We start from the raw sequence: 19,336 nt of genomic DNA, 5'->3' as shown, positions 1-19,336 counted from the left end.
CTCGGGGCATGATCGTGCTCGAACATGGATGTAGTGGCCTCCCCATGCTGGGAGGCCACTACATCCTGGATCGAGCGCGATCACGCCGCCCGCGACGGACGTTCCCGCGGCAGGGCGGGTGCGACGAGCGGGCAGGGCAGGCGCGGGCGGCGCTATTCGGCGGCGGCGGACGGGCCGATGTTCGTGCGGGAGCTCACCACGTCCAGGACGTGGGTCACCGCCTCGGCGATCGGCACACCGTTGCGCTGGGAGCCGTCGCGGTAGCGGAACGACACCGTCCCGGCGGCCACGTCGTCGTCACCGGCGATGACCATGAACGGGATCTTCTGCTGCTGCGCGGTGCGGATCTTCTTCTGCATCCGGTCGTCACCCGCGTCCACCTGCGCCCGGATGCCCTCGGCGCGCAGTGCGGCGACGAAGCCGTGCAGGTAGTCGGTGTGGTCCTCGCGGATCGGGATGCCGACCACCTGCACGGGCGCCAGCCAGGCCGGGAACGCCCCCGCGTAGTGCTCGGTGAGCACACCGAAGAACCGCTCGATCGAGCCGAACAGCGCACGGTGGATCATCACGGGCCGCTGCCGGGTGCCGTCGGCGGCCTGGTACTCAAGCCCGAACCGCTCCGGCTGGTTGAAGTCGACCTGGATCGTGGACATCTGCCACGTCCGGCCGATCGCGTCCCGCGCCTGCACGGAGATCTTCGGCCCGTAGAACGCCGCGCCGCCCGGGTCGGGCACCAACTCCAGGCCCGAGGTCTCGGCGGCGGTGCGCAGCGCCTCGGTCGCCTCCGCCCAGTCCTCGTCGGCGCCGATGAACTTGGGCGAGTCGTCCCGGGTCGACAGCTCCAGGTAGAAGTCGTCGAGCCCGTAGTCACGCAGCAGATCCAACACGAAGCTGAGAAGCGTGGACAGCTCCCCGGCCATCTGCTCACGGGTGCAGTAGATGTGCGAGTCGTCCTGGGTGAGGCCGCGGACCCGGGTCAGGCCGTGCACGACGCCGGACTTCTCGTACCGGTAGACAGTGCCGAACTCGAACATCCGCAGCGGCAGCTCACGGTACGAACGCCCACGCGACCTGAAGATCAGGTTGTGCATCGGGCAGTTCATGGCCTTGAGGTAGTAGTCCGCGCCTTCGAGCTGCATGGGCGGGAACATCGTGTCCGCGTAGTACGGCAGGTGCCCGGAGGTCTGGAAGAGCTGCGCCTTGGAGATGTGCGGGGTGTTGACGAACTCGTACCCCGCCTCCTCGTGCCGCCGCCGCGAGTACTGCTCCATCTCGCGGCGGATGATCCCGCCCTTGGGGTGGAAGACCGCCAGGCCGGAGCCGATCTCGTCGGGGAAACTGAACAGGTCCAGGTCCGCGCCGAGCTTGCGGTGGTCGCGCCGGGCGGCCTCCTCCAACAGCTTCAGGTACGCCTTCAGCTCGTCGCGGGTCGGCCACGCGGTGCCGTACACCCGTTGCAGTTGGGGGTTCTTCTCCGAGCCGCGCCAGTACGCGGCGGCGGAGCGCATCAGCTTGAACGCGCCGATCAGTCGGGTGGTGGGCAGGTGCGGGCCCCGGCACAGGTCCGACCAGCAGACCTTGTCCTCCTTGGCGTCGAGGTTGTCGTAGATGGTCAGCTCGCCGCCGCCGACCTCCATCACCTCGGCCGTGTCCAGACCCTCGCCCTTGACGTCGATCAGCTCCAGCTTGAACGGCTCCTCGGCCAGCTCGGCGCGAGCCTCCTCAAGGCTGCCGAAGCGACGACGGCGGAACCGCTGCCCGGACTTGATGATCTCCTGCATGCGCTTTTCGAGCTTGCTGAGGTCGTCGGGCTGGAACGGCTTGTCGACGTCGAAGTCGTAGTAGAAGCCGTTCTCGATCGGCGGCCCGATGCCCAGCTTGGCCTCGGGGAAGACGTCCTGCACGGCCTGGGCGAGCACGTGGGCGGTGGAGTGGCGCAGGACGTTGAGTCCGTCGGGCGAGTCCAGGCTGACCGGCTCGACGACGGTCTCCTCGGCCGGCGCCCAGTCCAGGTCGCGGAGCTGGCCCTGCGGGTCGCGGACCACGACGATCGCCTTGGGGCCGTTCGCGGGCAGTCCGGCCGCGGCCACCGCGTCGGCCGCCGTCGTCCCGGCGGCGACGACGACAGGGTCGGCCACGGCGGGGGTACGGGGTGCGGACACGGTGACTCCTTCAGGTGGTACGAAACGGGGCCGTCCTCGGCTCCTGCCGATGCTATCGGTCGACCCACCCCCGGCAGGGAAGGGCACCGTGTGAACGGCAGGCATTGAACCTTTCGCGCCTGGCAGCCGAACTATCAGGTGTGGCCGGAACCGGTGCCGGTCGCGTCGACACGGATGGGGGCACGAGATGGCGAGCACGTACGGCGGTGGCCGCCTGCGGCGGATCGCGGCGGTGACCGCGCTGTCCGCCACCGGGCTGCTGCTCTGGTCCGGCACGGCGGCGTACGCGGCGGATGTGACGACCACTCCGACCCAGGCCCGGCAGGGTGACGCGGTACGGCTGGAGTTCACCGTGCCCGAGGAGCGGGCCGGCACCACCACCCGCCAGGTGGAGGTCCGGTTGCCAGCCGACGCACCGGTGGCGGAGGTCTACCCGATGTCTGTCGACGGGTGGGCTCCCAAGATCAGCTCCCGTACTCTCGACAAGCCGGTCGCCGGTATGCACGCCCCCGGGGTGACGAGCGTGACCACCGCGGTGACCTGGGTCCGTGTCGGCGCGAGCGCGCCTGGCCCGGCCCGCCTGGCTCTGTCCATGGGGCCGTTGCCGCAGACCGAGCGGCTCACCTTCGAGGTCGTCCAGACGTACGCCGATGGCACGGTCATCCGCTGGACGGGCACGGACGGCCCGCACCCGGCCCCGGTGCTCACCCTCCTGCCCGCGGCGGCAGGCGCGGGCGGACCCGCCGGGCATGGCGGCCACGGCGCTCCGGCAGCCGGCGCGGCATCCGGCCCGGGAGCCGACGCGGACGGCGGCAGCGTCGGCGGCGCTGGTCGTGACGGCGGCACTGGTCGTGACGGCGCGGCGGTGGCCGGGGCGGACGCCGCGGGTGGGGAGTCTGGCAGCGCCGACGCCATGTTGGCTGCCGGTCTGTTGGCAGGGCTGGGTGGCGGCGCGGCGATCGGCTGGCTGGTCAGCCGGTTGCGCCGCCGCGACCCGGCCGAACGCGCGGCGCTGGCCGAGGTGACCGACGCGGCGGAGGCCGAATCGGTGCCGGCAGCTACGCCGCCCGACAGCCCGGCCTCGTCCACGGGGCCGGCCGCCGCAGAACTGGCCTCGGCAGCAACTCCCGCCCGCAGCAGCTGACGCAGCTCACCGGCAGGCCTTCCCTCGGCCCGAGCGAGCGAACCCCGGGGCCCCCATGCGTCCTTTGCTCTGCTTCAACCCGCGCAACAGTTTGAGGGCCTTTGTGTTGCGTAGGTTGAAGCAGAGCAAAGGTGACGTGACCCCCCGGCGGGCTGTCGAGCGCAGCCTGTGAGGCCAGGCAACCAAGCGGTCACGACGCCCCACGGTCACGACGCCCCACGGTCACGACGCCCACGCGGTCACGACGCCCGCCAGTTAGAGCACTCCCAGCTTGGCGGTCAGGGCAGCCAGTGGGGCAGCGGCTCGCGCGCCGCCAGCCAGGCCTTGGGCACTCCCCCGGGCGTGCCGACACCGGTGTACGCGGCGACGACCGCGCCTGCGATGGCGGCGGTGGTGTCGACGTCCCCGCCGGCCTGAACGCAGACCCGGATCGCCGCCGGGTAGTCGTCGAGGTACGTGGCCGCGACCCAGAGGGTGAACCCGACGGTGTCCTGGGCGGTCACGCGCGAGCCGTTGCCGAGCGCCGCCACCACCCGGGGCAGCGGCCGGCCGAGCAGCCCGATGGCCCGCTGCACACAGCGGTGCACCTCGGTGCCCGGGTCGATGGCGGCGGCGATGCCGGCGAGCAGCCGGTCCGGTGCGGGCCGATGGCCGTCGAGGCGGGCTCGGGCGGCGAGCGCGGCGGCGACGGCCACGGCGACCGCGCCGGCGATCCCCTCGGAGTGCGCGTGGGTCACCTCGGCCGAGGCGCGGGCCTGCGCTGCGGCACGGGCCGTGGAGTCGGCGAAGTACGCGCCGAGCGGGCCGACCCGCATGGCCGCACCATTGCCGCAGGAGCCCTGCCCGTCGAAGGCGGAGGCGGCGGCCACCGGCCACGGGGTGCCGGTGCGGATCAACCGCAGGATCATCATCGCGCCGGGGCCGTAGCCCCGCTGTGCGGCGCAGCGCTCGGCGAACGCCAGTGCCAGTCGGTCCCTGTCGATGCTGCCGGACGCGGCCAGCTCGGCGACCACCGAGCAGGCCATCTCGGTGTCGTCGGTCCACTCCCATGGCGCCGGCGGCAGGGTCGCCTCGGTGAGCTGCTCCAGCGCCGGCCCCGACAGGAAGAACTGCGCGCCGAGCGCGTCGCCGGTGGAGAGGCCGGCGAGGCTGTCCCGGGCGAGCGCCAGGCGGGCGTCGGCAAACAGGGTGAAGGACATCGTTGTACCAGCTTGCCCCGTTCCCAGGTACGTCGCAACGCGATCAACTTGCCAGGCAAAGTACGGTCTTGTCGTGGCCTCCGTACTCCTGGTCGAAGACGATCACGTCGTACGCGGCGCGATGCTGCGGTCCCTCGCTGACCGGGGGCACGCGGTGCACGCCGTGGGCACCGCGCTGGACGCGCTGCGCCGGGTCGCCGCGGAGACACCTGACCTGGTCGTCCTGGACCTCGGCCTGCCCGACCTGGACGGCTCGGACGCGTTGCGGATGCTGCGGGGCATCACCGACATCCCGATCATCATCGCCACCGCTCGCGACGACGAGCAGTCGGTGGTCAAGCTGCTGCGCGCCGGTGCCGACGACTACATGGTGAAGCCTTTCACCGGCGCGCACCTGGATGCCCGGATCACCACGGTGCTGCGTCGGGCCGGGCGGGCCAGCCGCACGGTGCAGCCTGCGGTGCACACGGTAGGCGGGCTGCGGGTGGACGTCGGTGAGCGCAGCGCCGTCCTCGACGGGGAGCCGCTGGCGCTGACCCGCAAGGAATTCGACCTGCTGGCCTATCTCGCCGCACGACCCGGGCGGGTAGTGTCCCGCCGCGAACTCTTGGAGGAGGTATGGCGGCAGCCATCGGTCGGCGAGGATCAGACCATCGACGTTCACCTGTACTGGCTTCGCCGAAAGATGGGCGAGTCCGCGGCGAAGCCGCGCTACCTGCGCACCGTGCGGGGGGTCGGGTTCCGGCTGGTGGCACCGGACTGAGGACGGCGCTGGCCCTCCTCACGGCCGGCATGTGCAGCCTCGTCGCGCTCGTCTTCCTGGTTCCCCTGGGGTTGAGCCTGCGTGAGCAGACCCGCGAGGAGGCGATCGCCGACGCGGCCCGCCGCAGCGCGCTGGTGACCGGGGCGCTGGCGGTGAGCACCGACCCGGCGGTGGTCGAGCGGGCAGTGGTGGCCAGCGCCGAGGGCGCGCCGACCCGCCCGGTGGTGCACGGGCTCGGGTTGGACGAGTCCGACGGCCGGGCCAGCGGCAGCGACCTGGCGCAGGCCCGCGCCGACCTGCGCTCGCTTGTCGCTGACGTCGACGGCGGGGTGGTCCGCCTCGACCCGGTGGTCCTGGGCGACCAGACGGCGGTGGTCGAGGTTTTCGTACCGGATTCCCGGCTGGGCGAGGGTGCCGGCGGCACGTGGTTGCTGCTGTTCGCCGTCGGCGCGGCGATGGTCGGCGCGGCGGTGCTTGTTGTCGACCGGGTCGCCGCCCGCGCGGTGGACTCCACACGGGGTCTGGTCAAGGCGGCGCTCTCGATCGGCGACGGCGACCTGGGCGTACGCGTGGAGCCGACCGGCCCCCGCGAGCTGGCCGAGGCCGGGTACGCGTTCAACCGGATGGCCGATCGGCTGGACGCGGCGCGTACCGACGAGCGGGAGTTGGTGGCGGACCTGTCGCACCGGCTGCGTACGCCGTTGACAGTGCTCCGGCTGGACGCGGAGGCGTTGGAGTCCGACGACACGAGCGTGGGTTCGTTCAGTCAGGCGGAGCTGGACCGGCTGCGGGGCATCCGGCGGATCCGGCAGGCGATCGTCACCCTTGAGGGTGAGATCGACGTGCTGATCAAGACCACCCGCAAGGCGGTGGCGCACGAGGCCGGGCCTGCGATGTGTGACGTCAGCGAGGTGGTCCGGGACCGGATGGTCTTCTGGGCCGCGCTGGCCGGCGACCAGAACCGTCCGCACCGGGTGATCGGCGCTCAGCTGCGTATTCCCGCTCCGGTGCCGCGTGCCGAGTTGGCCGCCGCGCTCGACGCGGTGATCGGCAACGTCTTCCGCTACACCCCGCAGGGGACGGCGTTCGAGGTTGCCGTGTCCCGCCGCGACGGGTACGTGGCGATCCGGGTCGACGACGCGGGCCCCGGCATCCCCGACCCGGACCGGGCGCTACGCCGGGGCACCAGCGACCAGGGCTCGACAGGGCTCGGCCTGGATATCGCCAAGCGTGTGTCGTTGCAGGCCAACGGGTCGGTGAGCATCGACCGGGCTCGGCTGGGCGGCGCCAGCGTGGTGATGTTGCTCGCCGACCCGGAGGCGACGCCCCGTCAGGTCAACCGGTTCGGCCTGGTCGGGCGGATGGCGCGGGACGCCCGGGACCCGAAGACGAGCGGCCGGCGCTGGCCTCGGCAGCGCCCCACCGACACCTGATCGGCGCCCTCCCGAGGGCGGCTGACGGGCGCGGGCTGTGCGCTGGCGCAAGTCTTCCTTAGATCGCAATTAACGAGCGTGATGGAGCGGTCGCGGGCTGCCAGGATCGGTAAACGAACCCACCAGTTCCACCGGTCAGCGCGCAGCGCACCCACGGGCCGGTGGAGCCGCGCGCGCGGCGGGAGTCCAGGTCCCCCCACACCCCACGCTCCCGCCGCGCGCCCTGCTCCCCCGCCGCGAACGCCCGCTCGGCCCGCGCCCAGTGGGCTCAGCTCGCGGCGGCGAGGTGGGCGTCGATCTCGGCGAGGATCCGCTGCTTGCCGGCGGGGTCGAGGAACGACGCGGTCACCGCGTTGCGGGCCAGCCCGGCCACCTCTCGCGGGCCCGCCGCGAGCAGACGGGCCGCCACCGCGTACTCGTCGTTGAGGGTGGTGCCGAACATCGGCGGGTCGTCGGAGTTGATCGTGACGAGCAGTCCGGCCTCGACCAGCCGGGGTAGCGGGTGCTCGTCGAGGTTCCCCACGGCCCGGGTCCGTACGTTGGACGTCGGGCAGATCTCCATCCCGATCTGCCGCTCGGCCAGGTACGTGAGCAGTTCCGGGTCCTGTGCGGCGGAGATGCCGTGCCCGATCCGCTCGGCGCCCAGCTCGCGCAGCGCGTCCCAGACCGTCTGCGGGCCGGTGGTCTCGCCGGCGTGCGGCACCGAGCGGAGCCCGGCGGCGCGGGCCTGGTCGAAGAAGGGCCGGAACTGCGGCCGGGGTACGCCGATCTCCGGGCCGCCCAGCCCGAAGCTGATCAGCCCGTCGGGGCGCTGGTCGAGCGCGATGCGCAGCGTCTCCTCGGCGGCGGGCAAGCCTGCCTCACCGGGGATGTCGAAGCACCAGCGCAGGTCGAGGCCGAAGTCGGCGGCGGCGCGTTTACGGGCGTCCTCGATCGCCTCGCAGAACGCGGGCGCGGGGATGCCCCTGCTCACGTGCGAGTAGGGGGTGATGGTCAGCTCGGCGTACCGGACCTGCTGGCGGGCCAACTCCCGGGCCACCTCGTGGGTGAGGATCCAGACGTCCTCCGGGTCGCGGATGAGGTCGACGACGCTCAGGTAGACCTCGATGAAGTGCGCGAAGTCACGGAACTCGAAGTAGTCGGCGAGCGCCTCGGGGTCGGCCGGCACCGGCGTGCGTCCCTCGTGCCGGGCGGCCAGCTCGGCGACGATCCGGGGCGAGGCGGAGCCGACGTGGTGCACGTGCAGCTCCACCTTGGGCAGGCCGGCGATGAAGGTGGACAGGTCGGTCACGGATTCTCCTGGGCACGGTCGCCGGTGCGGGCGACGACGAAGACACGACGGAACGGGAAGTACACCTGACCCTGCCGCACCGGGTACGCGGCGGCGAGCCGTACCCCCAGTTCGGCCCGGAAGGCCGACCAGCCGGCGGCGTCCAGCGCGGCCCGGACCGGGCGTAGCGCGGTGCCTTCCATCCAGGCCAGCACCGGGTGGTCGGCGGCGGGTCCGGCCGGCAACAGATGCACGTAGGTAGTTTCCCAGGCGTCCACGGCGCATCCGACGGCGGTCAGCAGCTGCGCGTAGTCGGCAGGGTCGTCGACCGGGTCGGCGCGCAGCAGCGGGGCCAGCGCGGCCTGCCACACCTGCCGGTTGGCGACCTCGCGCAGCGCCCGGTGCGACGGCGCGTCGAAGTTGCCGGGGACCTGCATGGCGAGCCAGGCACCGGCCGGCAGGTCGGCGGCCCACCGTCGCAGCAGCTCCTGGTGGCCGGGTACCCACTGCAACGCCGCGTTGGTGACGACCACGTCCTCGTCGCCTGTCGGCCGCCAGTCGCGCAGGTCGGCCACGGTGTACTCGACGGGCGTCGGCAGGGCTTTGGCCTGGTCGATCATCTCGGGTGCGGAGTCGAGCCCGAGGACCCGGGCGGTGGGCCACCGCTCGGCGAGGGTCGCGGTGAGCTGGCCGGGGCCGCAACCGAGGTCGACCACCGCGCGGGGTCGGGTCGCCCCGACCCGGGCCACCAGGTCGTGAAACGGCCGGGAGCGCTCGTCGCCATAGCGCAGGTACGTCGTCGGATCCCACATCGCAGCCTCCCAAACCGTACGTCCGTCTTGTTTGACGATATGACTCGCGTGGCAGGCCGGCAACCCGATCACTAGGCTCGGGGCATGGAACAGCGCAGCTTCAACCGGCTCGGCCGGACCGTCGGAGTGGTCGGCCTGGGTGCCTGGCAACTCGGCGCCGACTGGGGCACCGTCAGCGAGGCCGACGCCACGGCGGTGCTGACCGCCGCCGTCGACGCCGGGGTCACCTTCCTGGACACCGCCGACGTGTACGGCGACGGCCGCAGCGAGCAGCTCATCGGCCGCTTCCTGCGCTCCCGTCCCGACGCCGGCCTGACAGTGGCCACCAAGATGGGCCGCCGGGTCGAGCAGCGCCCGGAGGCGTACACCCTCGCCAACTTCCGGCAGTGGACCGACAGGTCCCGGGCCAACCTCGGCATGGACACCCTGGACCTGGTCCAGCTGCACTGCCCGCCCACCGCCGTCTTCGCCGACGACGCGGTCTTCGACGCCCTGGACACCCTCGTCGCCGAGAAGGCCATCGCCGGGTACGGCGTCAGCGTGGAGACCTGCGACCAGGCGCTCACGGCCATCGCCCGGCCCGGCGTGGCGAGCGTCCAGATCATCCTGAACGCGGTTCGGCACAAGCCGCTGGAGCAGGTGCTTCCGGCGGCGGCGCAGGCCGGGGTCGGCATCATCGCCCGGGTGCCACTGGCCAGCGGCCTGCTCTCCGGCCGGTACGACGAGAACACCGAATTCCCGGCCGACGACCACCGCAACTTCAACCGGCACGGCGCGGCGTTCGACGTCGGCGAGACGTTCTCCGGCGTCGACTACGCGCAGGGCCTGGCCGCGGTCCGCCGGCTCGCGCCTCTCGTCGACTCCGACCGCACGATGGCGCAGTTCGCGCTGCGTTGGGTGCTCGACCAGGCCGGCGTCACAGTCGTCATCCCCGGTGCCCGCGACGCCGAGCAGGCCCGGCGCAACGCCGCCGCCGCCGACCTGCCGGCCCTCACGGACGCGCAACTGGCCGGGGTACGCGAGGTCTACGACGAGCTGATCCGCCCGCAGGTGCACGACCGGTGGTGATCCGCGCACCGGGGATGCCCGCGCCGTCCGGCTCGAACGGCCAGGCTGAGGCGTCCCAGCCGCGTACGGCCGGATCCGGTGTGGAGGGAGCACGATGAGGGGCTGGCTGACACTCACCCTCGGCCTGCTCGCGCTTGTGGTCGGTGCCCTGTGGACGGTGCAGGGCCTCGGGTACGTCGGCGGCAGCGTGATGACCGACGAGCCGCTCTGGGCCGTACTCGGGCCGATCGTGGCCGTGCTCGGGCTGGCGACGCTCTGGTGGGGTCTGCGCTCCCGGCGCCGCTGACCCGCACCGCCGTCCACAGTGTCGCGTGGTGCGCGGCCACCGGCTGGCCCGGTGGTCGGCCGGTCGCCTCTGGCGTGGAAGCCCCGCATCCCGGGCAGGATGCGGGGCTTCCCAACTACCCCTGGTCGGATCGTCTTACTGGCCGGTGGGGGCCGACCAGTTTTGTCAGAGCGGACGGACCTGCTCGGCCTGCGGGCCCTTCTGACCCTGAGCGATCTCGAACTCCACCCGCTGGTTCTCCTCCAGCGTGCGGTAGCCGCTGGTCTGGATGGCCGAGAAGTGGACGAACACGTCAGCACCCCCGCCGTCGACGGTGATGAAGCCGAAGCCCTTGTCAGCGTTGAACCACTTCACGGTTCCCTGCGCCATGTGTATCTCCTTCTAAAACTGGCGGCCGTGCACGCCGTGCGGCCGATTGGCCGTTTTCGAGCAGCGGCGTCTGAGGCGGCCCCCACGAAGGAGACTTCTCTCAACCCACGCCATCTCGCAACAGCGTGGAACAGCAAATCACGTACGCAAAAAGTCTGCACGACCTGTCCGACGAATTTCTCCGACATGTGACCTGACGGATGCCTGACATCGCTGGGCGGTCCGCCAAGGTATGCGAAAGGCCCCCTTCCCGCTGTTGCGGAAAGGGGGCCTTCGAGTCATACGCCGTCAGTCCGGCCAGTGGCCGGTCATGCGGCGGACACCCACCGCCCCGCCCCGGTCCACTGCGGCCCGGACGACAGCGAAGATGGCTCCCTGCAACGCCGCGGCGGCCAGGATCTCGCCCCAGCGACGGTCCTCGTCGGTCGCATTGGGCGCCTCACCGTCGCCCGCCGTGACCTTCCAGACCTGCCGGAAGATCGCGCCGGCCACCGTGCCCGCCGCGATTCCCAACAGCACGCCGACCGGCCGGTACGCGGTCCTGCCGATGCTCTTGCTCACCTACGCCTCCCCCGCACGATCATCAGCACGACCACGGTGACCACCGCGCCGGCGGCGATCGCCGCCCACGGCACCGGGTTGCGCCGAACCAACTCGCCCTTCTCGTGCGCCTGTGCGCGCACCAGCCCACCCTTGTCGTACGCCTGCGCGCGGGCCACCTCGGCGCCGCGCGCGGCCTGCCCGCGGACCCGGGCCACGGTCTGCGCCGCCTGCTCGCGCATGCGCGCCCGTGCCTGGTCGGCGGACTCCTTCAGGCGGGCCTTGACGTCCGCCTTGGCGGCCAGCGCCTCCATCGTCTCGCCCAGCTCGACCCGGGTGCGGCGGATCTCCTCACGGAGCGCCTCGGTGTCGCCCGTCCCGTTGCCCGTCATGCCCGTCCCCTGTCCGTCACCGCGGCACCCTTGTCCCGCACCGCGGCTCGTCCGTCCTTCACTGCGGCGGTGACGGTGTCCACGTCAGCCCGGAGGCTGCGGACCGTGGCCGCCGGCACCGGCGGGACCGCACGGCTGACCTGCTTCTTGCCGACCAGGGCAAGGATGCCGGCCACCAGGAAGAGCGCCACCGCCACGATCAGCGCGGCAGCCCAGGCGGGCAGCACCAGGTCGAGCAGCAGGATCGCCGTGACGACCAACGCGCCCAGCCCGTAGAACGCCAGTGCGCCCCCGCCGCCGAACAGACCGATCCCGATGCCGGCGTGCTTGCCCTTCTGGGTCAACTCCGCCCGGGCCAGCGCCAGTTCGTCCCGCACCAGGCGGGAAACCTGTTCGGTGGCCCGTTGCACCAACTCGGCGGTGGAGGGCTCACTCCCATTGCGGGACGTGCGGGAATTCGTCACGTCAGCCATGCTGTCCTCCTTTCCTCATCACCGCGCTGTATGCCCGGAGTTGCCGCTCGTCAATCCTAGAGCGCACCGAGCGAGTAGCTGTCCGCGTTGTCCGGTAGCCACGCCGCCAATCCGCCGCGCAACCCGGACCGGGAAAGACACCCGGCAGCAGATCCCCGCCCCAAGCCCAACCAAACCTCCCACCTCACCCACTCCACCCCGCCCGCTGGCCTCCCCACCCACCCCGGGGCCTGTTGATCATGAGGTTGGCGGATCAGCAGGGCTGGTCGGGCCCCGCCAACCTCATGATCATCGGGTCGGGGGGACGGGGACGGTGGACGGGGGCTGGGCGAGGGCTGCGGGTGCGGTTTGGGTTTCATCTGGGCCGATGAAGGCTTCGCTGCGGGCTTCGCCGTCGTCGCTGCCGCCGAAGACCCGCGCGTCGTCGGGGACCTCGGTGTCGCTCGGACGGCGGGCCGGGCGGCGAGGCTGCACCCACTGCCAGGGAAGGTTGCTTGTGGCATCGCCCAACTCGGTACGCATCCGGGGCATCGCGGTGGGGCGGTTGTCGCGGACCCAGGCCACCATGTGTTCGCGGACCAGGCAGCGCAGGTCCCACAGGCTGCCCGCGTCGGCGGCGCTTACCAGCGCGCGTAGCCGCACGGTCCCGCCGGTGGCGTCGGTGACCTGAAGGACGCAGACCCGGCCGTCCCACAGCTCGGTGCCCTCGGCCAGGCGGCGCAGTTCCTCGCGCATGACCTGCACCGGCACCGCCCAGTCCACGTCGAACTCGGCGGTGCCGAGCACCGCCGCCTCGGTCCGGGTCCAGTTCTGGAATGGCTTGCTCGTGAAGTACGAGGTGGGCAGGATCAGCCGCCGGTCGTCCCAGATCTGGACCACCACGTAGCTGAGGGTCAGCTCCTCGATCCGACCCCACTCCCCCTCGACGACCACCACGTCGTCGAGGCGGACCGCGTCGCTGAACGCGAGTTGCAGGCCGGCGAAGACGTTGCCGAGCAGGCTCTGCGCGGCAAGCGCGGCGACCACACCGACGACACCCGCGGACGTCAGCACGCCGGCGCCGATGCCGCGCACGCTCGGGAAGGTCATCAGCATGACGCCGACGGTCAGGATGACGATCACCGCGATGGTCAGCCGGCGCAGCATCACCACCTGGGTACGTACCCGTCGGGCGTGCCGGTTGTCGGGTACGTCGACCCGGAACCGGGCCAGCGCGGTGTCCTCCACGACCACCAGCAGCGACGCCACGAGCCAGGCCGCGCTGGCGATGGCGCAGAGCACAAGCAGGTGCAGCAGTACCTTGCGCCAGGGGGTGCCGATCGCGTACCCGGTGCTGAACCGAACGCCGAGTTGCACGGCCAGGACGGTCACCGCGACCTGGAACGGGCGGTGCGCGTGGTCGGTCAGCTCGGTCAGCAGCAGCGACCGGCGACCGAACCGCCGGGTGAGGCGGTGGGTGACAGCGGCCAGGAAGAGAGCGACCGCCGCCGCGGCGAGCGCGGCGACGGCCGTTACGAGATAACTCTGCACGGGTGTGGTGCTTCCCTTCGACCAGGGGGACGGATCTCGGGCAAAAGCCCAATAGTGCCCGGCGCCCCCGGGATCGGCCAGCTCAGACCTTGCGGTACCGGGACTGGAGGAAGCAGTAGATGCCGAAGGCGGCGATGCCGAGAGCGACGAGGGCCAGCAGGAACGTGCCGTAGGACTGCTCGCGCAGCGTGTGCAGCGCGGCGTCCAGACCACGTGCCTTCTCCGGGTCGTAGTTCACCGCCGCAACGATGATCAGCAGGCCGGAGATGCCGAACGCGGTGCCCTTGGCGACGTACCCGGCCATGCCGAGGCGGCGGGCCAACTGCCGGGTCTTCGGGCTCATCTCGCCGGTCTTCAGGTGCTTCTCGAACTTCTTGCGGATGCCGTAGATCACCAGGCCGACACCGAGCGCGGCGAGACCCAGCCCGGCCAGACCGACGAGCCAGCGACCACCGGTGGAGGTCATCAGCTGACCGGTCAGGGCCTCCTGGTTGTCGGCGCTGTTCGAGTCGGCGTCGGAGAAGACCTTGAACGCGGTCCAGGCGAAGTAGAGGTAGACGATGGTCCGCCCGACCGAGGCGACCCGTTCCATGACCCGTTCCTTGCCCCGCTCGGCGCGGTGCCCGACCGCCGCCTCCAGCGCCTGCCAGATCGCCATGGCGAGCAGACCGACAGCGATGGCGATGACGAGGAACTTGCCCAGCGGCTGCTGGGCAAGCGTCCGCAGCGCACCGGACTGGTCTCCGTCCTCGGAGGGCGAGCCGAATGCGATCTGCAACGCCAGCCAGGCGAAGAGCAGGTGCACGATGCCGTAGCCGATGAAACCGGCACGGGCTAGCAGTTCCAGCCACCTGCTGTCCGCCGTGCGGGAGGCGGTGGCTTCGGCGTTACGAGTAAGTGACATGGCGCCACAATCTCCGATTGGGAAGATTCTCAAACGTCGGCCACCGCCGCCCGCCCCAGGTCAGTTGCCCGGGTTACGCGAAACGCGAATCTTGACCTGCTGGTCAGTGACGCTGTCCAGCGTGACAGCGAAGCCACCGGCCTCGGTGGCCTGCTGGCCGGTGGTGAGGGTGAGCTGCTCGCCGGCGACCTCGATGGTCACCTGGTCTCCTTCGGCGCCGACCAGTTTGGCCTCGACGCCCAGGATCGTGGCGCTCGCCTCGACACCTCGCTCGAAGGTGACAGTGCAGGCGTCCAGCCCGCAGTCGGTGGAGGCGCCCTGCGAGCTGCAGCCAGCCAGCACGGCGAGGCCGAGCGCCAGACCGGCGAACAGGCCGGCGGCGCGGCGGACGGGAGGAATCGGTTTGGTGGCGGGTCTGTTCGTCACGCCGCCAAGCGTACGAGACCGCCGCGAGGCCACCTCCTCCGTCGATCAACACGGTGGCTGACCGGCGGCGCGAGCGCACCGGCTAGGGTCCCGGCATGGCCTTCGACATCGCCCGCACCCGGGCCGCATATCCCGCCCTGGCCGAGGGCTTCGTCCACTTCGATGGGGCCGGAGGCACGCAGACAGCGGTCGGCGTGATCGACGCGGTCACCGACGCCATGCGTACGGCCCTCGGCAACCGCAGCGCCGCGTTCGTACCGGGCCGCCGTTCCCTGGAGATGGTGGCCGCCGCCCGCTCGGCGGTGGCCGACCTGCTCGGCGCCGACCCGGCAGGGGTGGTGCTCGGTCCGAGCGCCACAGCGCTGACGTACACCCTGGCCCGGACGCTCGGCGCGGGCTGGCGGCCGGGCGACGAGGTGGTGGTCTCGCGGCTCGACCACGACGCGAACGTGCGCCCGTGGGTGCAGGCCGCCGAGGCGGCCGGCGCCACGGTGCGCTGGGCCGAGTTCGACCGGGCCACCGGTGAGCTGCCCGTCGGGCAGTACGCCGATCTCGTGGGTGAGCGGACGCGGGTGGTGGCGGTGACCGGGGGCAGCAACGCCATCGGCACCGTGCCGGACGTGCCGGCGATCGCCAAGGTGGCGCACGCGGTCGGCGCGCTCGTCTACGTCGACGGGGTGCACGCGGTGCCGCACGGGCCGACCGACCTGGCATCGCTCGGCGCCGACGTGCTCGTCACCAGCGCCTACAAGTGGTCCGGGCCGCACCTGGCCGCGATGGTGGCTGCCGACCCGGCCCGGCTGGCGGCGCTGCGTCCGGCGAAGCTGATCCCGTCGCCCGACGCGGTACCGGATCGCTTCGAGTACGGCACCCCGAGCTTCGCGCTGCTGGCCGGCGTGACAGCAGCTGTGGATCACCTGGCCGGGCTGGACCCGGACGCGGTCGGGGACCGGCGGGCGCGGCTGCGTGCCGGGCTGACCGCCGCGCAGGCGCACGAGGCGGCCCTGCTGGACCGGCTGCTGGCCGGGCTCGCCGAGCGGCCGGCCGTCACCGTGTACGGGTCACCGGCCCGGCGCTGCCCGACGATCTCCTTCCGGGTCGCCGGGATGTCGCCGGTGGCCACCCAGGAGGCGCTGGGGGCCGCCGGGTTCTGCCTGTCGTCGGGTGACTACTACGCCTACGAGTACTTCCAGACGATGGGGCTGCGTGACAGCGGTGGCGCGGTGCGGGCCAGCATCTACCACTACAACACTGCCGACGAGGTGGACCGGTTGCTCACCGAACTGGATGCGGTGGCCGCCGACGGGGAGAGAATGGCCAGGTGAGCACCCTCGTCGAGGACAACCCCGCCAAGAACCGTTTCGAGATCCTGGTCGACGACGCGCTGGCCGGTTTCACAGCGTACGTACCGCGCGGGGAGGTGCTGGTCTTCACGCACACCCAGGTGGACCGGGCCTTCCAGGGCAAGGGCGTCGGTGGCGCGCTGATCCGGGGCACCCTGGACCAGGTCCGCGCCCGGGGCGGCCGGTTGGTGCCGCAGTGCCCGTTCGTGGCCGCGTTCATCGACAAGCACCCCGACTACGCCGACCTGGTCGCCGAAGCGCCGTGACCCCCGGGCCGTCAGCCGTGAGCTGACGGCCGGGGGCGCGTGGATGGGGTCAGCGGAGGCGGCCGGTCAGTGTCTCTGCGGCGGCCTGCCCGCTGGCCTGGGTGCCGCTGTGGGTGGCCAGGTGCACCGCCCCGGCGACCAGTTCGGGCACGCCCAGCTCGACCACGATCCCGTCGGGCCGGGCGGCCAGCGCCCGGTGCACGGCGGCGCGCATCCACTCGTGCCGGTGCAGGTCGCGGACCACGAGCACCAGCGGGCGGTCGCCGGCCGCGACGCCCGGGTCGGCAGGTACGTCGGGCTCGCCGTAGCGGACCGTCGTCGTGCCGGGCAGCAGGTCGCCGAGCGGCTCGCCGATGCCCCACGGTGTCTCCGCGCCGATGGCGATGTTGCGGGGCGCCTCGAACTCGACCACGTACGCCGCGCGGGTCAGCGGCAGCGTTTCCCGGCCTGCCGGCGCGGTGGTGACGCGTACGGCTCGGCGGGCGGCGACCAGCCCGACGTCGCTGCCGCCGCGCGGTGCGGCGTTGCGGGCGTTGCGGGCGGCGACGGTCCAGGCCGCGAGTTGTCCGACCCGTTTGGCCGCTTCGGCGAGGCGCTCCTCGGGCAGTTCGCCGGAGACGACCGCTGCCACGATGGCGTCGCGCAGTTCGCGGGCGGCCTGCTCGTCGGCCCGTTCGCCGCCGATACAGATCGCGTCGGCCCCGGCGGCGAGTGCCCGGACCGCAGCCCCGGCGAAGCCGTAGCGGTCGGCGACGGCGCGCATCTCCACCGCGTCGGTCACCACCACGCCGGAGAAGCCCAGCTCGTCGCGGAGCAGGCCGCCCAGGATGCGGTGGCTCAGCGTGGCCGGAAGCTCCTCGTCGAGTGCGGGCACCAGCAGGTGGCCGGTCATCACCGCCTGCACTCCGGCGGCGATGGCGGCCCGGAACGGCGCCAATTCGCAGGCGTCCAGCCGTTCCCGGTCGGCGGTGATGCGGGGCAGGTCGTGGTGGGAGTCGACCCGGGTGTCGCCGTGCCCGGGGAAGTGTTTGGCACAGCCGGCGACGCCACCGGACTGGAGGCCGCGTACCCAGGCGGCGGTGTGCCGGGCCACCAACTGCGGGTCGGCCCCGAACGAGCGGACGCCGATCACCGGGTTCTCCGGGTTGGAGTTGACGTCGGCGTCCGGGGCGTAGTCGAGGGTGATGCCTGCTGCCGCCAGTTCGATGCCGAGGTCCCGGGCGACCGCCTCGGTCAACTGCGGGTCGTCCACAGCGCCGAGGGCGAAGTTGCCAGGCCGGGAACTGCCCCGCGCCGACTCGATCCGGGTGACGTCGCCGGCCTCCTCGTCGATCGCCACGATGACGTCCGGCCGCTCGGCGCGAAGCGTCGCGGTCAGGGTCGCCACCTGGGCGGTGTCGACGACGTTGCGGGCGAAGAGCACCACCGAGCCGAGCCCTTCGCCGAGCCAGCGGCACACCCACTGTGGTGGGGTGGTGCCGACGAACCCGGGTTGCAGGACGCCTGCGGCGAGCTCCGACAGGTGCCCGGTCGGCGCGGTCACGCCGCCCCCTCGTGGCGGTCGGCGTCGGTCGCCGGTGCCGGCGCGGTTGCGTCGACCCGCTGGTTGCGCTCGCTCATGCGGCCCCGTACCCCATCTCTTCGCGCGCCGTCGGCGCACCGCCACGGGCAGGCGGTGCTGCCATGGTCACACCGAGCGATTGAATAGTCAATAAACCTTACAGTTGCCCGGCGGCAGGTCCCCCGGGGAGAGTGCGGGGATGGAACCCGTTCTCCTGGCCGACGCGACGAGCCCTGCCGACATCCCCGGCGTACGCCTGCTCGGCCTGGTGGTCGGCGCCCTTCTGCTGCTCGCCGCGATCCGGGCGATGTTCGGTAAGCGCTGAGCGCGGCCCTCCGACCCACGCCGGTGTGACCGGCGGCGACCGGGGTACGGCTCTCCCCATCAGCAGGCTCGCGTGCCGGAAGGAAAGCCATGAAGATCGGTTACTTTTTGTCCAGTGAGGAGTACACGCCCGCCGAGTTGCTGGCGCAGGCGCGCGGTGCCGAGGAAGCCGGCTTCGAGGCGCTGTGGATCTCCGACCACTACCACCCGTGGGTGGACGCCCAGGGCCAGAGCCCGTTCGTCTGGTCGATGATCGGCGCGCTCAGCCAGGTCTGCTCGCTGCCTGTCACCACGGCGGTGACCTGCCCGACCGTGCGGATCCACCCCGCCGTCATCGCCCAGGCGGCGGCGACAAGCGCGGTGCTGCGCGGCGGGCGGTTCGTGCTCGGCGTCGGCACCGGTGAGGCACTCAACGAGCACATCTTCGGCGACGCCTGGCCGCAGGCCGACGTCCGGCTGGAGATGCTGGAGGAGGCCGTCGAGGTGCTCCGGAAGCTGTGGGAGGGCGGCTTCGTCAACCACCACGGCAAGCACTACACAGTCGAGCACGCCCGCATCTACACGCTTCCCGACACTCCCCCGCCGATCTACGTCTCGGGGTTCGGCCCGAAGGCCATCGACCTGGCCGCCCGCATCGGCGACGGCTACGTGAGCACGATGCCCGACGGCGACATGGTCCGGCGCTTCCGCGAGAACGGCGGCGGCGACAAGCCCTGCCAGGCCGGGTTCAAGGCGGCGTACGCGGCCAGCGAGGAGGAGGGCCTGCGCATCGCGTACGAGCGGTGGCCCAACGCGGGGGTGCCCGGTGAGCTGTCCCAGGTGCTGCCCTCGCCCCGCCACTTCGAGCAGGCCTCGGAGCTTGTCACGCCGGAGATGGTCAAGGACGCGTTCGTCTGCGGCAACAACGCCGAGGCGCACCTGGAGATGATCGACAAGTACGCCAAGGCCGGCTTCGACGAGGTGTACGTGGCAAACACCGGCCCGCGCTTCCAAGGGCTTTTCGACCTGTACCAGCGCGAGGTCCTGCCCCGCCTGCGCTGAGTCCAGCACCAGCGAGCCCATGATCGTCGA

General features: G+C 72.0%; 21 protein-coding genes. 9 read left to right on the top strand and 12 right to left on the bottom strand.

Going from position 1 to position 19,336, the window contains the following annotated elements; genetic code table 11:
* Window positions 1-152 precede the first annotated feature (152 nt).
* The gene (gene thrS / locus ACLQ23_RS26270; RefSeq protein WP_355595567.1) at window positions 153-2,162 is read right to left on the bottom strand and encodes a threonine--tRNA ligase; all 2,010 of its coding nucleotides are present in this window, start codon (window positions 2,160-2,162) and stop codon (window positions 153-155) included.
* A gap of 187 nt (window positions 2,163-2,349) precedes the next feature.
* Here thrS and ACLQ23_RS26265 point away from each other — a divergent pair, with 187 nt between their 5' ends.
* Window positions 2,350-3,306 (top strand): YcnI family protein, encoded by a 957-nt coding sequence (locus tag ACLQ23_RS26265; protein ID WP_425881236.1) that lies wholly within the window; start codon window positions 2,350-2,352, stop codon window positions 3,304-3,306.
* Window positions 3,307-3,584: 278 nt separating this feature from the next.
* Here ACLQ23_RS26265 and ACLQ23_RS26260 read toward each other — a convergent pair whose 3' ends face one another.
* A complete protein-coding gene (locus ACLQ23_RS26260; protein ID WP_355595571.1) occupies window positions 3,585-4,505 on the bottom strand; it encodes an ADP-ribosylglycohydrolase family protein in 921 nt (306 codons plus the stop codon).
* Window positions 4,506-4,578: 73 nt separating this feature from the next.
* On the opposite strand from ACLQ23_RS26260, the gene ACLQ23_RS26255 reads away from it, so the two are divergent.
* Together ACLQ23_RS26255 and ACLQ23_RS26250 are read left to right on the top strand one after the other, a co-directional pair.
* A complete protein-coding gene (locus ACLQ23_RS26255) occupies window positions 4,579-5,268 on the top strand; it encodes a response regulator transcription factor (RefSeq protein ID WP_355595573.1) in 690 nt (229 codons plus the stop codon).
* 29 nt (window positions 5,269-5,297) lie between these two features.
* Window positions 5,298-6,701, top strand: a complete 1,404-nt coding sequence (locus ACLQ23_RS26250; protein ID WP_355595575.1) for a HAMP domain-containing sensor histidine kinase — start codon at window positions 5,298-5,300, stop codon at window positions 6,699-6,701.
* Window positions 6,702-6,969: 268 nt separating this feature from the next.
* Here ACLQ23_RS26250 and ACLQ23_RS26245 read toward each other — a convergent pair whose 3' ends face one another.
* Together ACLQ23_RS26245 and ACLQ23_RS26240 are read right to left on the bottom strand one after the other, a co-directional pair.
* On the bottom strand, window positions 6,970-7,992 hold the full coding sequence (locus ACLQ23_RS26245) for an adenosine deaminase (protein ID WP_355595577.1): 1,023 nt from the start codon (window positions 7,990-7,992) through the stop codon (window positions 6,970-6,972).
* Window positions 7,989-8,783 (bottom strand): trans-aconitate 2-methyltransferase, encoded by a 795-nt coding sequence (locus tag ACLQ23_RS26240; RefSeq protein ID WP_355630198.1) that lies wholly within the window; start codon window positions 8,781-8,783, stop codon window positions 7,989-7,991. Before ACLQ23_RS26240 ends, ACLQ23_RS26245 begins: the two co-directional genes overlap by 4 nt.
* Before the next feature lie 84 nt (window positions 8,784-8,867).
* On the opposite strand from ACLQ23_RS26240, the gene ACLQ23_RS26235 reads away from it, so the two are divergent.
* Window positions 8,868-9,851, top strand: a complete 984-nt coding sequence (locus ACLQ23_RS26235) for an aldo/keto reductase (RefSeq protein WP_355595581.1) — start codon at window positions 8,868-8,870, stop codon at window positions 9,849-9,851.
* 94 nt (window positions 9,852-9,945) lie between these two features.
* A complete protein-coding gene (locus ACLQ23_RS26230; protein WP_355595583.1) occupies window positions 9,946-10,137 on the top strand; it encodes a hypothetical protein in 192 nt (63 codons plus the stop codon).
* 165 nt (window positions 10,138-10,302) lie between these two features.
* Here ACLQ23_RS26230 and ACLQ23_RS26225 read toward each other — a convergent pair whose 3' ends face one another.
* The 7 genes from ACLQ23_RS26225 to ACLQ23_RS26195 all read right to left on the bottom strand — a co-directional run bounded on the left by ACLQ23_RS26225 (window position 10,303) and on the right by ACLQ23_RS26195 (window position 14,771).
* On the bottom strand, window positions 10,303-10,506 hold the full coding sequence (locus ACLQ23_RS26225; protein ID WP_011905669.1) for a cold-shock protein: 204 nt from the start codon (window positions 10,504-10,506) through the stop codon (window positions 10,303-10,305).
* Between the two features lie 288 nt (window positions 10,507-10,794).
* Window positions 10,795-11,067, bottom strand: a complete 273-nt coding sequence (locus ACLQ23_RS26220; RefSeq protein WP_053653463.1) for a DUF4235 domain-containing protein — start codon at window positions 11,065-11,067, stop codon at window positions 10,795-10,797.
* Window positions 11,064-11,438, bottom strand: a complete 375-nt coding sequence (locus tag ACLQ23_RS26215) for a DUF3618 domain-containing protein (RefSeq protein ID WP_355595586.1) — start codon at window positions 11,436-11,438, stop codon at window positions 11,064-11,066. Before ACLQ23_RS26215 ends, ACLQ23_RS26220 begins: the two co-directional genes overlap by 4 nt.
* Window positions 11,435-11,911: a phage holin family protein gene (locus ACLQ23_RS26210; RefSeq protein WP_355595588.1), complete on the bottom strand. Its 477-nt coding sequence runs from the start codon at window positions 11,909-11,911 to the stop codon at window positions 11,435-11,437. The genes ACLQ23_RS26215 and ACLQ23_RS26210 overlap by 4 nt, the downstream gene beginning before the upstream one ends.
* Window positions 11,912-12,199: 288 nt before the next feature.
* Window positions 12,200-13,441: a mechanosensitive ion channel family protein gene (locus ACLQ23_RS26205; protein WP_355595590.1), complete on the bottom strand. Its 1,242-nt coding sequence runs from the start codon at window positions 13,439-13,441 to the stop codon at window positions 12,200-12,202.
* Window positions 13,442-13,523: 82 nt separating this feature from the next.
* The gene (locus ACLQ23_RS26200; RefSeq protein WP_355595592.1) at window positions 13,524-14,345 is read right to left on the bottom strand and encodes a DUF1206 domain-containing protein; all 822 of its coding nucleotides are present in this window, start codon (window positions 14,343-14,345) and stop codon (window positions 13,524-13,526) included.
* A 60-nt stretch (window positions 14,346-14,405) separates the two neighbouring features.
* A complete protein-coding gene (locus ACLQ23_RS26195) occupies window positions 14,406-14,771 on the bottom strand; it encodes a hypothetical protein (protein WP_355595594.1) in 366 nt (121 codons plus the stop codon).
* 95 nt (window positions 14,772-14,866) lie between these two features.
* Here ACLQ23_RS26195 and ACLQ23_RS26190 point away from each other — a divergent pair, with 95 nt between their 5' ends.
* The gene (locus tag ACLQ23_RS26190) at window positions 14,867-16,096 is read left to right on the top strand and encodes a cysteine desulfurase-like protein (protein WP_355630195.1); all 1,230 of its coding nucleotides are present in this window, start codon (window positions 14,867-14,869) and stop codon (window positions 16,094-16,096) included.
* Window positions 16,093-16,380 carry a GNAT family N-acetyltransferase gene (locus ACLQ23_RS26185; protein WP_425881235.1) on the top strand — a complete coding sequence of 96 codons (288 nt, stop codon included), beginning with the start codon at window positions 16,093-16,095 and terminating at the stop codon, window positions 16,378-16,380. Before ACLQ23_RS26190 ends, ACLQ23_RS26185 begins: the two co-directional genes overlap by 4 nt.
* Before the next feature lie 49 nt (window positions 16,381-16,429).
* Here the strand turns inward: ACLQ23_RS26185 and ACLQ23_RS26180 are convergent, their stop codons facing one another.
* Window positions 16,430-17,923: a glycoside hydrolase family 3 protein gene (locus ACLQ23_RS26180; protein WP_355595600.1), complete on the bottom strand. Its 1,494-nt coding sequence runs from the start codon at window positions 17,921-17,923 to the stop codon at window positions 16,430-16,432.
* Window positions 17,924-18,140: 217 nt separating this feature from the next.
* Here ACLQ23_RS26180 and ACLQ23_RS26175 point away from each other — a divergent pair, with 217 nt between their 5' ends.
* Together ACLQ23_RS26175 and ACLQ23_RS26170 are read left to right on the top strand one after the other, a co-directional pair.
* Window positions 18,141-18,266 carry a hypothetical protein gene (locus tag ACLQ23_RS26175; protein ID WP_355595602.1) on the top strand — a complete coding sequence of 42 codons (126 nt, stop codon included), beginning with the start codon at window positions 18,141-18,143 and terminating at the stop codon, window positions 18,264-18,266.
* An 89-nt stretch (window positions 18,267-18,355) separates the two neighbouring features.
* Window positions 18,356-19,306 (top strand): TIGR03557 family F420-dependent LLM class oxidoreductase, encoded by a 951-nt coding sequence (locus ACLQ23_RS26170; protein ID WP_355595604.1) that lies wholly within the window; start codon window positions 18,356-18,358, stop codon window positions 19,304-19,306.
* Window positions 19,307-19,336 lie beyond the last annotated feature (30 nt).

This window comes from Micromonospora sp. DT41 (assembly GCF_049841715.1).
Taxonomy (GTDB): domain Bacteria; phylum Actinomycetota; class Actinomycetes; order Mycobacteriales; family Micromonosporaceae; genus Micromonospora; species Micromonospora profundi.
This window is presented reverse-complemented; position numbering and strand designations above follow the sequence as displayed.

What these genes read in the sequence shown, in the direction of transcription:
- ACLQ23_RS26265 (WP_425881236.1), top strand. Translation starts at nt 2,350, where the DNA reads ATGGCGAGCACGTACGGCGGTGGCCGCCTGCGGCGGATCGCGGCGGTG.
- ACLQ23_RS26260 (WP_355595571.1), bottom strand. Translation starts at nt 4,505, where the DNA reads ATGTCCTTCACCCTGTTTGCCGACGCCCGCCTGGCGCTCGCCCGGGAC.
- ACLQ23_RS26250 (WP_355595575.1), top strand. Translation starts at nt 5,298, where the DNA reads ATGTGCAGCCTCGTCGCGCTCGTCTTCCTGGTTCCCCTGGGGTTGAGC.
- ACLQ23_RS26240 (WP_355630198.1), bottom strand. Translation starts at nt 8,783, where the DNA reads ATGTGGGATCCGACGACGTACCTGCGCTATGGCGACGAGCGCTCCCGG.
- ACLQ23_RS26235 (WP_355595581.1), top strand. Translation starts at nt 8,868, where the DNA reads ATGGAACAGCGCAGCTTCAACCGGCTCGGCCGGACCGTCGGAGTGGTC.
- ACLQ23_RS26230 (WP_355595583.1), top strand. Translation starts at nt 9,946, where the DNA reads ATGAGGGGCTGGCTGACACTCACCCTCGGCCTGCTCGCGCTTGTGGTC.
- ACLQ23_RS26225 (WP_011905669.1), bottom strand. Translation starts at nt 10,506, where the DNA reads ATGGCGCAGGGAACCGTGAAGTGGTTCAACGCTGACAAGGGCTTCGGC.
- ACLQ23_RS26215 (WP_355595586.1), bottom strand. Translation starts at nt 11,438, where the DNA reads ATGACGGGCAACGGGACGGGCGACACCGAGGCGCTCCGTGAGGAGATC.
- ACLQ23_RS26210 (WP_355595588.1), bottom strand. Translation starts at nt 11,911, where the DNA reads ATGGCTGACGTGACGAATTCCCGCACGTCCCGCAATGGGAGTGAGCCC.
- ACLQ23_RS26200 (WP_355595592.1), bottom strand. Translation starts at nt 14,345, where the DNA reads ATGTCACTTACTCGTAACGCCGAAGCCACCGCCTCCCGCACGGCGGAC.
- ACLQ23_RS26190 (WP_355630195.1), top strand. Translation starts at nt 14,867, where the DNA reads ATGGCCTTCGACATCGCCCGCACCCGGGCCGCATATCCCGCCCTGGCC.
- ACLQ23_RS26175 (WP_355595602.1), top strand. Translation starts at nt 18,141, where the DNA reads ATGGAACCCGTTCTCCTGGCCGACGCGACGAGCCCTGCCGACATCCCC.
- ACLQ23_RS26170 (WP_355595604.1), top strand. Translation starts at nt 18,356, where the DNA reads ATGAAGATCGGTTACTTTTTGTCCAGTGAGGAGTACACGCCCGCCGAG.